Source organism: Sphingopyxis sp. P1IMeth2 (assembly GCF_900185685.1).
Lineage (GTDB): Bacteria > Pseudomonadota > Alphaproteobacteria > Sphingomonadales > Sphingomonadaceae > Sphingopyxis > Sphingopyxis terrae_A.
Map to the genome: position 1 here is coordinate 240939 of NZ_FYAT01000013.1, position 12923 is coordinate 253861.

Here is a 12923-nt window from a genome sequence, read left to right on the forward strand (position 1 = left end):
ATGATCGACGACGACGAATATGAACCGCTGCCGCCGCGGCGGCCGCTCTTCCGCCGCAAGCGGGTGCTCATCCCGCTGGCGGTGTTGCTCGTCATCGCAGCGATCTTCCTTGCGCTGCGCACGCCCGACACCGACCGCGATGCCATGATCGCCAAATATGCCGGCCCCGACGCGAGCTTCGCGGCGGGGCCGGCAGGGCAGCGAATCCATTATCGCGATCAGGGCAGGCGCGACGGCCGCACCATCGTGCTGCTCCACGGGTCGAACAGCAGCCTTCAGACGTGGGAGCCGCTCGTCAAAAGGCTCGGCGGCGATTACCGGATCGTGACGCTCGATCTGCCGGGGCATGGCCTGACCGGCGGCACGCCCGACAAGGATTACAGCGCTGCGGGGATGATTGCCGCGGTCGATGTGGTGGCGGCCAAGCTCGGCCTCGATCATTTCATCCTGGGCGGCAATTCGATGGGCGGCTGGGTGGCGTGGCGCTATGCGCTCGCCGAGCCGGGACGCGTCGATGCGCTCCTGTTGCTCGATGCGGCGGGCATGCCGCTGCGAAAAGCCGAAAAGGCGCCCCAATCGAATCTCGGCTTCCGGCTTCTCAAAAATCCGGTCGGACGCTGGCTCGCCGGACAGATCACGCCGCGCTCGCTGGTCGAAAAGTCGCTCCGCCAATCGGTCGCGAAAACCGGCATCGTCGATGATGCGATGGTCGACCGCTATTGGGAATTGCTCCGCTTTCCGGGCAATCGCGAGGCGACGGCGCTGCGCGCCACGCTCGACCGCGAGCCCGCGATGGCCGACCGGATCGGCGAGATAAAGGTGCCGGTGCTCATCCTTTTCGGCAAGCGGGACCGGCTGATCAACCCGAGCGCCGCGCTGACCTTTCGCGACCGGATTGCGGGATCGGAGGTCGTTCTGCTCGACGATGTCGGCCATCTGCCGATGGAGGAAGCGCCCGACGCCACCGCGATGACGATCGCGGATTTCCTTACGCGGCGGCTTGCTCCGCCGTCGCCTCTGCCGGCTGTTCCAGAAAAGCGCTGATCCGCGCCGCCGTGTTCGCGGCGTGGGTGAAGGGGAAAAGGTGCGACCCCGGCACGACTTCCAGTATCGCGCCGTCGATCAGATCGGCGATCGCCTGGCCGTGCGCCGCCGGCACGACGCCGTCGCGCCGGCCCATCAGGATCAGCGTCGGCATGTTCTTGAGCTGCGGCAGCATAGGCGCACTGGTCCAGCCGGCCATTGCCATCGCCTGATAAATGAGGCCAAGCGGCGTTGCGGTGGGAAGCTTCAGTCCGCTCGCCAGCATGTCGTCGTCGAGCAGCGCGGCCCACCCGATTCCCGGTGCCCCTACACTCGGCGTCGTTGCCATCAGGACCATGCGCCGGATACGTGCCGGAAATTGCACCGCGATCTGCTGCGCCAACGCACCGCCCCAGCTGAAGCCGGCAAGGTCGAGCTGCGGGTGGCCGAGGCGTTCGGCAATCTCCATCACGATCGCGGCCATTGTCGGCGCGGTATAGGGAAGGATTGCGTCGGGCGACCCGCCGACGCCAGGCATGTCGAGCGTCCACACCTCGCGCCCATGTATCTGCGCGAGCAGCGGTGCCGCGGCAGCGATGTCGGCGCCGATCCCGTTGAGGAACAGCAACGGCACCCCGGTGCTGCCTTTACGCCAGCGCGCCGTGCGAAGCGCGAGCCCATAAAGATGTTCGGTGCCGATGACCGGGCGGCCGCTGATCCTGTTCATGCCCATGGCTTTGGCATGTTTTGGCCGTGGACGGAAGCACCTCGCCAGTTTCCTGATCCTAGCCGGCGGGTGGCTCGGCCGCCCGCCTTTCGGCCTGCTCGTAGCGCAGGCAGTCGAAGATTTTGGCGCCAGCAAGAAATACCGAACCGCTGCACGCGACGAGCAGCAACTGGCCGCCGTACCCGGGAAATTCATGCAGATAGGCTGTTCCGCGCGCCATGGCACCCGCCGCCAATGCATAGATGATCAGGCAGGCCTCGAACCTGGTCTTGATGATAAACAGCCGTCCGATTTTCTTCAGCATCGCCACCATCCGAAGCAAGGGATGTGCCAGTGGCGCAAATCAGGGATTCGCCGCCACCGGCTTATGGTAAACTGTAAGTTAATCCGACATGTTAGGGAAGGGCGGCGGTAATTGCCCGTCTATGAAGCGGGTTTCGTGGATAGGAACCGGGAGTGGCCATGCCGGAACGAGAATCGGGTTCGAATTAAGCGCCGATCAGATATTTGAAGCCGTTCAGCGCAACCACGCGGTCGTCTTCACAAACCGGTGCGGCGATCAGCCGGACCCAGCGTGGTTTGCGCCGCGACGCTTCGATCGCGACATCAAGGGTGAAGCCGCGACGATGGGTGATCGCGTGCGCGCGCAGTTTTTCCATCGCGGCGCGCGATTCCTCGCGATAGAGCGCGACGGCATCGCTGCGCGCGACTTCGACGCCGCGCGGCAGACCGAAGATGTCATAGACTGTGTCGGACCAGACAAGATGATCGTCGGCAAGGTCGCAGGTCCAACTGCCGACGCCGTGGCGCTCCATGACTGCGGCCGCGTCGTCGGCCATCGCTGGCGTGCGGCCCGGCGGACGGATCGATCGCCGGTCGACCCAGCCCAGATCGAAATGATGTCCCCGCTCGAAAAGCGGCCAGCTGTGATGCAGCGGAAGAGGGTATTGATGACGCACGCGAATCCGATCCTTCGCCCCCAAGTCTAGGCGGCCCATATTAAGGAATTGCTGCGCTCGGTAATCAGGCAGGAGCGCGCGCGGTTCCATATTCGACCCAGCCGAAAGGGCGAGGGGTTTTGGGCATATAATGTGCCGCCTGCCGTTCCACCGCAAAGCCCGCGCCCGCATAGGCGTCGGCGATCGGCCGCGTCAGATGGCAATTGCCGCCGATGCGTTTCCAGACGGGCTCGATCCGCCGTTGCCAGCGCGCAACCCGCGCGTCGGGGGCGCCGCCATGTTCCAGAAACAAGGCGGTTCCGCCCGGTTTGAGCACGCGGCGGATCTCGGCCAGCACCGCCGCCTGATCGTGCACCGAACAGAGGGTGAAGGTAGTGACGACGGTGTCGAATCGGCCGCTCTCGAAGGGCATCGCTTCACCGACGCCACCTTCGATCGTCGCCGCGATGCCGCGCGCCTGCGCCGCCGCGCGGCTCATCGCGAGTAGTTCGGGCGACGGATCGAGCCCGGTGAAGCGCGTCACCCGGTTCCAATCGTAAAATTCCATATTGATGCCGCCGCCGCAGCCAAGCTCCAGCACGTCGCCCGATGCCGCCGGCACCACCTTGCTGCGCACCTTCATGATCTGCCCCTGCGAGCAGGCGCATTTGATCAGCCGCGGCACCCCATGACGTTCCCACCAACTCGCCATTCCCGTCTCTCCCCTTGGCGTGCAGCCTGTCCCTTGCTAGCGCGATTGGCAACACCCATCTGGGCGTCCTCGCTCATAGCCGCCAACAACGAAAGACCGTCATGCCCGCCACGCACCACACCAAGATGCTGATCCTCGGTTCCGGCCCTGCAGGGCTTTCGGCCGCCATCTACGCGGCGCGCGCCGGGATGCAGCCGATCGTGGTGCAGGGGCTGCAGCCGGGCGGGCAGTTGACGATCACCACCGACGTCGAAAACTATCCCGGATTTGCCGAAGTGATCCAGGGCCCTTGGCTGATGGAGCAGATGACGGCGCAGGCGACGCATGTCGGCGCCAGCATGATCTGGGACACGATCGTCGACGTGGACCTGTCGCAGCGGCCGTTCCGTCTGATCGGCGACGGCGGCGACGTCTATGTCGCCGAAACGCTGGTGATCGCGACCGGCGCGCAGGCGAAATGGCTGGGCGTTCCCGGCGAACAGGAATTGGGCGGCAAGGGCGTTTCGGCCTGCGCGACCTGCGACGGATTTTTCTATCGCGGCAAAAAGGTGGTGGTGATCGGCGGCGGCAATACCGCGGTCGAAGAGGCACTGTATCTGACCAATCATAGCGACGACGTGACGCTGATCCACCGTCGCGACACCCTGCGCGCCGAAAAGATCCTGCAGGACCGGTTGCACGCCAATCCGAAGATCAAGGTGCTCTGGAACAAGAAGGTCGATCGCTTCGTCGCGGGCGAAGGGACGGCGGGGCTGGTTGGAGTCGACCTGATCGACACGGTAACGGGCGAGGCGAGCCACGAGCGCACCGACGGCGGCTTCGTCGCCATCGGCCACAGCCCCTCGACCGGATTGTTCAAGGGCAAGCTGCCGCTCGACGCCGACGGCTATCTTGCGGTGACGCCGGGCACGTCGCTGACCGCGGTGCCGGGCGTCTTCGCGGCGGGTGACGTGACCGACAAGGTGTATCGCCAGGCGATCACCGCGGCGGGTATGGGCTGCATGGCCGCACTCGACGCCGAACGCTTCCTTGCGGAAGCGGAGTATCATGCGATGGTTGATGCTTGAACGCTGAGGGCGGACAGCGACCGATTGTGGAGGTTGGCCGACTTTTCTTCCATCGTCATCCCGGCGCAGGCTCCCACCCCAAAGCCGGTCTCCCGAAATAGCCCGCGCACGAAAAAGGCCCCGGAACCGATGTGGTTCCGGGGCCTTTTTGTTTCGTGCGAGCCGAAGATGCGTTAAGCGTCTTCGTCCTCGTCAGCGGCCGGCGCTTCCGCGGCCGGAGCGTCCGACGGCGGGGTGGCGTCGTCGAATTCGTCTTCGCTGTCGGGTTCGAGAGCAACCGCAGCCGCCGCAGCCTGTTCTTCTTCGAACATGGCGGCAATGACGTCGATGCCCTGCTTCTGCATTTCGGCTTCGTCCGGCGAGCGGGCGACGTTGACGCCCACGGTGACCGCGACTTCGGGATGCAGCTTCACCTTGACGTCGAACAGGCCGAGCGACTTGATCGGACGTTCGAGTTCGAACATCGCCTTGGTCAGGTTCGTCGCACCGTCTTCGATCAGCGCGTCGAGGATGTCGCGCACCGAAACCGAACCGTAAAGCTGGCCAGTGTTCGACGCCTGACGGATCAGGACGACCTGCTTGCCGTCGATGTCCTTCGCGCGGCCTTCTGCCGCGGCGCGGCGGTCGGCGTTGTCCGATTCGATCTTCGCGCGGTTGGCTTCGAAGAGCTTCTTGTTGGCTTCGTTCGCGCGCAGTGCCTTGTTGTTGGGCAGCAGATAGTTGCGGGCAAAGCCGTTCTTGACGGTGACGACGTCGCCGATACCGCCCAGTTTCTCGATGCGTTCGAGCAGGATGATTTCCATCGGTCCGCGCTCCTTACTTCACAATGTAGGGGAGCAGGCCGATGTGACGGGCGCGCTTGATCGCCTTCGCCAGCTCGCGCTGCTTCTTGGTGGACACCGCGGTGATCCGCGACGGGACGATCTTGCCGCGCTCCGACAGGTAACCCTGGAGCAGGCGGACGTCCTTGTAATCGATGACCGGTGCGTCCTTCGCGCTGAAGGGGCAGGTCTTGCGGCGACGGAAAAAGGGTCGTGCCATGGTCGTTTTCCTTATTCTTCGCCGTCGCGGTCACGGCCACGGCCGCCCCGACGTTCCTGCTTGCGCATCATTACCGACGGACCCTTTTCGAGTTCGTCGACCTTGATGGTCATCCAGCGGATGATGTCTTCGTTGATTGCCGCCTGGCGTTCGATTTCGGCGACGGCTTCGCCCGGCGCTTCGACCGACAGCATCGCGTAATGACCCTTGCGGTTCTTCGCGATCTTGTAGGCGAGCTGCTTCAGGCCCCAGGTTTCGGTCTTGTGGACCTGACCCTTAAATTCGGTCACGATGTTCGTGATGCCTTCGGCGAGCGCATCGACCTGAGCCTGGCTCAGATCCTGACGCGCGATAAAAACATGCTCGTAAAACGGCATGGTTTGCGTCCTTCGATTTGGCCGATCGCTGATTTCGCGCCAATCGCGAAACCCCTCCGGCTGTCGTCCGGCTTTGCGTATTGGTGCAAAGCAAACGGGGCGATGGCAACGTGGCCTCGCCCCGAATGAGCGCGCCTATACAGATTCGCGGGGATTAATCAAGCGCGCGATGCAAGCTTTTCCAGCAATTCCCGCCCGAAATCGGTGAGTGTGTCGTCGCGCGCGCCGAGGATCAGGATACGGTCGCCGGGCGCCGCCTCCTGCACCATCGCAGCGCCGCAATCGGCGCGGACCGGCACATGGACAGCGTCGGCACCGCCCGCGACGATGTCGGCGACGAGCGTTTCGCTCCCCATGCTGCGATCGACGGTGCCGCCGAAATAGACGGGATCGCAGACGAAGAGCCGGTCGCCGGGACGCATGCCGCGCGCAAAGCTGGCGGCAAGCTCGCGCCCCATCTGGCGGAGCGGGCCATAGCCGTGCGGCTGGAAGAAGAGCAAAGCGCGGCCGGGAAGCTCGGCAACTGCGGCGAGCGTCGCGGCGACCTTGTCGGGATTATGCGCGAAATCGTCGATCACGGTGACGCCGTTCGCCTGGCCGAGCACCTCGTACCGGCGCGCGAGCCCGGCGAAGTTGGCGAGCGCCTCGACCGAGCGGACGACCGGAATGTTGAGCGCGCGCGCGGCGGCGATTGCGGCGAGCGCATTGGCGGCATTGTGTCGGCCGGGCATCCGCAGCACCGCCGCGTGGGTGTCGCCGGCGAAATGGACCTTGAAGCGGCACCCGTCGGGAAGCGCCTCGAAGTCGCTGCCGCGCATCGCGGCGCTCTCCGAAAATCCAAAGCGCAGGACGTTTCCTCCCGCCAGCAGCGGCGCCGATTCGGGATCGTCGGCATTGACCACGGCAACGCGCGCCTTGGCCGCGAAATCGCCGAACAGGCTGTGCAGTTCGGCAAGGCTCTTGTGGTCGAGACTGATGTTGGTGACGACCGCAACGTCGGGCTGGTAGAGGGCGATCGACCCGTCGCTTTCGTCGACTTCGCTGACATAAGTCGCGGTATCGCCGACGAGTGCGCTAGCGAAGGGGGTTTGATCGTCGGCGAAATTGCGCATTACCGCGCCGTTCATCACGGTGGGATTGGCGCCCGCGCGATCGAGGATCCAGCCGATCATGCCGGTGACGGTCGACTTGCCGCTTGTCCCGCCGACGCCGACCGCGCGGCCCGCTTCGTTGAACAGGGCCGCGTTGAGTTCGGCGCGCGTCAGGCGCGGCAGGCCGAGCCGGTTTGCCGCTGCGACGTCGGGCACGCTGTCCTCGACCGCCGCCGAAGCGACGAGCGTCTGCCCGGCGGCAACGCCGCTGCCATCCTGCGGGAACAGCGCAATGCCGCGGCTTTCGATCCAGTGAAACTTGTCGGCGCTGCGACCCTGATCGCGGCTGCGATCGGACCCCGCGACCGCCGCGCCGCGCGCCGCGACAATCATCGCGAGCGGCAGCATCCCCGATCCGCCGATGCCGCAGAAGAAATAGGATTTGTTTTCGGCCATGCCGGCGCGATATGGCGTTGGCGAAGGGTTTGCAACTGGCGCAAGGCCGAGGGGCATCTCGACTTCGCTCGATGCGAACGGATCGTTGGGTTATTTCAAGTCATGCGCATAGGCATCATTGCCCCCTCCACCCCCATTCTTCCCGACGATGCGGAAGCGGTGCGGGCCATTGCGGCGCTGGGCTATCCCGAGGTCGAACTGGTGTTCGATCCGCAATGCTTTGTCGTTCACGGGCATTTTGCGGGCGCCGATGCGGTGCGGCGCGAAGCGCTGGTGGCGATGGCCAACCGCCCCGACATCGACGCGATTTGGTTCGCGCGCGGCGGCTATGGTGCCTGCCGCATCGCCGAGGATGCCGTCGCCGCCATGGGCGAGGCGGCGCGCCACAAGGCCTATCTCGGCTATTCGGATCAGGGCAATCTGCTCGGCTGCCTGTACCGCGAGGGCTTCGATCATGTCGCGCACGGCCCGATGGTCGCCGACATCCGGCGCGAAGGCGGTGAAGCGGCGGTGACGCGGGCGCTCGACTGGCTCGTCGCGCGCGATCCGGCGGCCTGCGAGCCCGGCCTGCGGCACGGCGCGCGCCATGCCGCGTTCAACCTGATGACGCTGTCGATGCTTCTCGGCACGCCGCTCGAGCCCGATCTGTCGGGGCATCTGCTGATCGTCGAAGAAGTGAGCGAATATCTCTACGCCTTCGACCGCGCCTTTTTCCATGTCGCGACCTGTCTGGCGCCGCGCGGTCTGGCGGGCATCCGGCTGGGACGCGTCAGCGACATTCCCGAAAACGACCGGCCGTTCGGAATGGAGGCCGAGGAAATCGCGCAGGACTGGTGCGCGCGGACCGGCATCACCTGGCTTGGCCGCGCCGACATCGGCCATGACGTGGCCAACAAGGTCGTGCCCTTCGGCTTGCATCGCGCGGGGTGAGCGAATAGGCGCGGCACTTTCCGTCGCCCCCGCGAAGGCGGGGGGCGTCGTCGGCCTGGTCGACGGCAAGGTGTAAAACGACAGCGGCCCCCGCCTTCGCGGGGCCGACGAGAAGGGGCTAGGTCATGCGCGCATTCATCTTTCCGGGTCAGGGCAGCCAGGCCGTGGGCATGGGCAAGACGCTCGCCGAGGCGTCGGCGCATGCGCGCGAGGTGTTTCAGGAGGTCGACGAGGCGCTCGGCCAGCATCTTTTCAAGCTGATGAGCGAAGGGCCGGAAGATCAGCTTACGCTGACCGAAAACGCCCAGCCCGCGATCATGGCGAACGCGATCGCCACGCTGCGCGTGCTCGAACGGGACGGCGGCGTGACGCTGTCGGGCAAGGCCGCTTATGTCGCGGGCCACAGCCTCGGCGAATATAGCGCGCTGTGCGCTGCCGGTGCCTTTGACCTGGCGACGACTGCGCGGCTTCTGAAAACGCGCGGGCAGGCTATGCAGGCGGCGGTCCCCGTCGGGGTCGGCGCAATGGCGGCGCTGCTCGGCGCCGACATCGACACTGCGCAGAAGCTCGCCGACGCCGCGGCCGAGGGCGAGGTCTGCACCGTCGCCAACGACAATGATCCGTCGCAGGTCGTCATCTCGGGCCACAAGGGCGCAGTCGAGCGCGCCGTGGCGATGGTAAAGGATTATGGCATCAAGCGCGGCGTATTGCTGCCGGTGTCCGCACCCTTCCACTGCCCGTTGATGCAGCCCGCCGCGGATGCGATGGCCGAGGCGCTAGGAGCCAACCCGCCGACGGCGCCGCTGGTGCCGGTGATCGCGAACGTCACCGCCAGTCCGGTGAGTGATGCCGATACCATCAGCAACCTGCTCGTCGAACAGGTGACGGGCCGTGTCCGCTGGCGCGAAAGCGTCGGCGCCATGGAAGCAATCGGGGTGACACAGTTCGTCGAATTCGGCGGCAAGGTGCTCGGCCCGATGGTCAAGCGCAGCGCATCGGGTGATGTGGAGACGGTGAGCGTGATATCGATGGACGACATCGAGGCATTGCTCAAGACGCTCTGAAAACGGATTCCAGGAGAATAATATGTTCGATCTCACCGGTATGACCGCGCTTGTTACCGGCGCCAGTGGCGGCATCGGGTCCGCAATCGCGCAGGCGCTTGCGGCGCAGGGCGCGCGGCTTGCGGTGTCGGGGTCCAATGCCGACAAGCTGAATGCCTTTCGCGATAGTCTGGGCGGCGATCATGTCGCGCTCCCGTGCAACCTGGGCGATGCCGCGGCGGTCGACGCACTCGTGCCCTCCGCGGTCGAGGCGCTTGGTCAGCTCGATATCCTCGTCAATAACGCGGGCGTGACGCGCGACAATCTGATCATGCGGATGAAGGACGAAGAGTGGATGGACGTCATCCGCATCAATCTCGAGGCCAATTTCCGCCTCGCGCGCGCTGCCGCCAAGCCGATGATGAAGGCGCGCTTCGGCCGCATCATCTCGATCACCAGCGTCGTCGGAGCCACCGGCAATCCGGGGCAGGCGAACTATGCCGCGTCGAAGGCGGGCGTGACCGGCATGACCAAGGCCTTGGCGCAGGAACTGGCGAGCCGGGGCGTCACTGCCAATTGCGTCGCTCCCGGTTTCATCGCAACTGCGATGACCGACGATTTGCCCGATGCGCAGAAGGAAGCGCTCAACCAGCGCATCCCCGCGGGCCGCATGGGCGAGGGGAGCGATATCGCCGCCGCCGTTGTCTATCTCGCGTCGAGAGAAGCGGGCTATGTCACCGGACAGACCTTGCACGTGAACGGCGGCATGGCCATGCTGTCCTGAGGGGCGCGTTTCAGGGGGTAAAAGCAGAAATGACAAGGATTTGGATAGCGGCGGTTGCACTCGGGTTCGCGGGCGTGCCCGGCGCCGCGCTGGCGCAGGACGGAGCCGCGCTCGATTGCGTCGCCAAGACGGTTTCGCCCGACCTGCGCGCGCAGATCGGCGCGGCGATGGCGGGTAGTGACAGCGACGCCGCGCGGCCGCTGTTCGAACAGTTCGGTGCGCTCTCGACCGACTGTATGACGAAGAACGGGATCGCGGCCGATCGCAAGGATGTCTATTTCGACTATAATCTTGCCCGCGTGTCGCGCGAATGGTTCGCAGGTCAGATCAGGAAGGCCGGCCTGTCGGTCGACCCGGTCGATCGCTCGCTCGACTTCGGGCCGAAGGGGGCCAACCCGGATCTCAGCAGCGAGATGACCGAGGATCAGATCAACACGATCATTAATGCCTATACCGCCGCCGGCGTCGATGTCGAAAGCGTCGATCAATCGGTATGGGAAAAAGTCGGCGCCTATGCCGCGGCCAGTTCAATTTACTGGAACCGCCGCCAGCAGTTTCTGAGCCACTAGAAGCCAAGGGGCAAAAAAGAGGGCCGGGTTTCGCACGGAAACCCGGCCCCTTTTTCGGCACGCGGTCAGAAGCTGGCGCGCGCGGTAATGCGGATGTCGCGGCCGGCAAGCGGCACATAATCCTTGGTGAAGCTCGCATGGCGGCGGGCATCGACGTCGAAGATATTGTCGGCTGCCAGCGTCAGCGACAGATTCTTCGTGTCGGGAAGCGGGCGCCAGGTCAGCGAGGCGTTGACCAGCGTAAAGCCCTTGGTCGCGGTCTCGAACGGCGCGATGCGGGTCTGGTCGTCGGTCCATTCGACCTCGGCGCGTGCATCGACGCGGTCGCTCTGCGCTTCGAGCCCGCCCCGGATGCGCAGCGGCGGGATGCGCGGGACATAGGGACCGTCGACGATCTTGGCGCGCGTCATGTCGGCGGTCGCGTCGGCAACGAAGTTGAAGCCCCCCGCCTGCGCCAGCGGGGCGGTGCCCTGAAATTCAAATCCCCATACCCGCGCCTTGTTCTGGCGGAATTCAAACAGCGGCAAGTCGTCGGCGATCAGGCCGGTGTCGGTTTCATAGATGAAATTGTCGAACCAGCTTGCATAGCCGGTCAGCCCCATCGACCAGCCGTCGCGGGTGAACTTGAGCGATGCCTCGCCGCCCCAGCTCGTTTCCTTGGCGAAATCGGGGTTGCCGCGTTCATAGGTCAGCGTTGCGACATGCGGCCCGTCCGAGAGCAGCTCTTCGGCCGAGGGCGCGCGTTCGCTACGCGAAACCGACACGCTGGCCTTAAGGCCGTCGGCGAGCTGATACGACAGGCCGGCCGCGCCCGACAGGCTGTCGAACGAGCGGTCGAAGCCGATGCTGTTCGCCGCTACTTTGGAATTTTCGAAACGCAGCGCGCCTTCGAGCGTCACCGGGCCGCGTTCGAGCTCCTGCAGCGTGAAGGCGGCGAGGCGCGTCGTTTCGTTGGCGGGAAGAAAGGCTTCGTCGCCGATCGCCGCGAAATCGCGGAAGCTGTACTGGACCCCGCTCGCACCGCGCCAGCCGCCACGATCATTCTGGGCGAGTTCGGCGCGCGCCTCGATGCCGCGATTGGTGAAGCGCGTGCCGGGCTGACCATCGTCGAATTCGGTGTGGGCATAGTCGGCATAGGCGCCGCGGATACGCAATTTGTCGAACAGGCCGTCGCCCAGATTGACCTCGCCGCGCACATCAACGCGATACTGGCGCGCCTTGATCGTCGGCAGCTCGTTGATGTCGGCGCGCGGCGGGATTCCATATTCGTCCTCGAGGTAGCCGAAGCTGATGCCGAGCGACCCGCCGTCGTCGACGAAGGCGGCTCCGACGCCGGCGCTCTTGCTCGTGCTCTGGCTGTTCGGCACGCGGCCGCGGCTGTTCGCGGCGTCAGTCAGCCGCGCCGCTTCCTCGGCGTCGCCGCCGGCGCTCGCATCGGCGGCGAGGTCGAGTAGATGCGCGCGCAGTGCAGGCGCATAGATCAGCCCGCCGACGCGCACGTCGTTCGAATCGCGATAATTGCCGTCAGCATGGACGACGAAGCGCTGGCCGAGCGGCACGTCGATCGAGGCGCCGATGCTCTTGTCCTGCGCCGCGGTGCCATAGCTGGCGAGCGCATCGATGTGGGCGGGGCTTTCGGGGATGGCGCGCGGGATACGGCGGTCGAAGACGTTCACCGCCCCGCCGACGGCCTGGCTCGAGAAGAGCAGCACCGACGGGCCGCGCAGAATTTCGATACGATCGGCGGTCAGCGGATCGATCGACACGGCATGATCGGCTGACGTCGAAGACGCATCGATCGCGCCGAGGCCATCGACAAGGACCGCGGCGCGTTCGCCGGAGAAGCCGCGCAGGATGGGGCGCGACGCGCCGGGTGAGAAGCTGCTCGACGATACGCCGGGCTGCGATGCGAGCGTGTCGCCGATCTGGCCGCGAATATCCTGTGCCAGCTTTTCGCCCTGCATCACCGACACATTGCCCAGGATGTCGAGGCTACGGACATAGGGCGCGGTGACGACGATGCCCTGGTCGGTGTGAAAATCATCGTCGCTGCCCGACCGGGCGGCGCCCTGCTGCGCGAAAGCGGGGGTGGAGAGGAGTAGGGCGAGGGTCAGGCTGGTGACGGGGAGCAAGCGCATGGCGACAATTTCCTGTTATATCGTGAC

At 65.4% G+C, this 12923-nt stretch carries 15 protein-coding genes; 6 read left to right on the top strand and 9 right to left on the bottom strand.

All coding sequences use genetic code 11. The annotated features are described in order from the left end of the window. On the top strand, positions 1-1044 hold the full coding sequence (locus P1IM2_RS12545; protein WP_186402659.1) for an alpha/beta fold hydrolase: 1044 nt from the start codon (positions 1-3) through the stop codon (positions 1042-1044). Here P1IM2_RS12545 and P1IM2_RS12550 read toward each other — a convergent pair. From P1IM2_RS12550 to P1IM2_RS12565, 4 genes are all read right to left on the bottom strand, one after another. Next, positions 989-1750, bottom strand: a complete 762-nt coding sequence (locus tag P1IM2_RS12550) for an alpha/beta fold hydrolase (RefSeq protein WP_260834092.1) — start codon at positions 1748-1750, stop codon at positions 989-991. The two genes, P1IM2_RS12545 and P1IM2_RS12550, sit on opposite strands and share 56 nt — an antisense overlap. Positions 1751-1808: 58 nt before the next feature. Then, on the bottom strand, positions 1809-2054 hold the full coding sequence (locus P1IM2_RS12555) for a hypothetical protein (RefSeq protein WP_186402661.1): 246 nt from the start codon (positions 2052-2054) through the stop codon (positions 1809-1811). A 184-nt stretch (positions 2055-2238) separates the two neighbouring features. Then, a complete protein-coding gene (locus P1IM2_RS12560; protein WP_062902960.1) occupies positions 2239-2709 on the bottom strand; it encodes a hypothetical protein in 471 nt (156 codons plus the stop codon). Between the two features lie 64 nt (positions 2710-2773). After that, positions 2774-3400 carry a class I SAM-dependent methyltransferase gene (locus P1IM2_RS12565; protein ID WP_186402662.1) on the bottom strand — a complete coding sequence of 209 codons (627 nt, stop codon included), beginning with the start codon at positions 3398-3400 and terminating at the stop codon, positions 2774-2776. Between the two features lie 101 nt (positions 3401-3501). Here P1IM2_RS12565 and trxB point away from each other — a divergent pair, with 101 nt between their 5' ends. Continuing rightward, positions 3502-4467 (top strand): thioredoxin-disulfide reductase, encoded by a 966-nt coding sequence (gene trxB, locus P1IM2_RS12570; protein WP_062900576.1) that lies wholly within the window; start codon positions 3502-3504, stop codon positions 4465-4467. A 173-nt stretch (positions 4468-4640) separates the two neighbouring features. On the opposite strand, the gene rplI is transcribed toward trxB, so the two are convergent. From rplI to P1IM2_RS12590, 4 genes are all read right to left on the bottom strand, one after another. Next, entirely contained in the window at positions 4641-5270 is a 630-nt protein-coding gene (gene rplI / locus P1IM2_RS12575) for a 50S ribosomal protein L9 (protein ID WP_058812625.1), read from the bottom strand. A gap of 13 nt (positions 5271-5283) precedes the next feature. Continuing rightward, positions 5284-5508: a 30S ribosomal protein S18 gene (rpsR, locus tag P1IM2_RS12580; RefSeq protein WP_003040094.1), complete on the bottom strand. Its 225-nt coding sequence runs from the start codon at positions 5506-5508 to the stop codon at positions 5284-5286. An 11-nt stretch (positions 5509-5519) separates the two neighbouring features. Then, entirely contained in the window at positions 5520-5885 is a 366-nt protein-coding gene (rpsF, locus tag P1IM2_RS12585; protein ID WP_003040085.1) for a 30S ribosomal protein S6, read from the bottom strand. Between the two features lie 158 nt (positions 5886-6043). Further along, positions 6044-7432 carry a Mur ligase family protein gene (locus P1IM2_RS12590; RefSeq protein WP_062900575.1) on the bottom strand — a complete coding sequence of 463 codons (1389 nt, stop codon included), beginning with the start codon at positions 7430-7432 and terminating at the stop codon, positions 6044-6046. Positions 7433-7534: 102 nt separating this feature from the next. On the opposite strand from P1IM2_RS12590, the gene P1IM2_RS12595 reads away from it, so the two are divergent. The 4 genes from P1IM2_RS12595 (at position 7535) to P1IM2_RS12610 (ending at position 10758) form a co-directional block, all read left to right on the top strand. Beyond that, entirely contained in the window at positions 7535-8362 is an 828-nt protein-coding gene (locus tag P1IM2_RS12595; protein ID WP_062900574.1) for an LD-carboxypeptidase, read from the top strand. A 125-nt stretch (positions 8363-8487) separates the two neighbouring features. Next, a complete protein-coding gene (fabD, locus tag P1IM2_RS12600) occupies positions 8488-9426 on the top strand; it encodes an ACP S-malonyltransferase (RefSeq protein ID WP_062900573.1) in 939 nt (312 codons plus the stop codon). A gap of 22 nt (positions 9427-9448) precedes the next feature. Beyond that, on the top strand, positions 9449-10189 hold the full coding sequence (fabG, locus tag P1IM2_RS12605; protein WP_003040073.1) for a 3-oxoacyl-[acyl-carrier-protein] reductase: 741 nt from the start codon (positions 9449-9451) through the stop codon (positions 10187-10189). 29 nt (positions 10190-10218) lie between these two features. Next, on the top strand, positions 10219-10758 hold the full coding sequence (locus P1IM2_RS12610) for a hypothetical protein (protein ID WP_186402663.1): 540 nt from the start codon (positions 10219-10221) through the stop codon (positions 10756-10758). Positions 10759-10823: 65 nt separating this feature from the next. On the opposite strand, the gene P1IM2_RS12615 is transcribed toward P1IM2_RS12610, so the two are convergent. Beyond that, positions 10824-12896, bottom strand: coding sequence for a TonB-dependent receptor (locus tag P1IM2_RS12615; protein ID WP_186402664.1), 2073 nt, complete (start codon positions 12894-12896; stop codon positions 10824-10826). Positions 12897-12923: the final 27 nt, after the last annotated feature.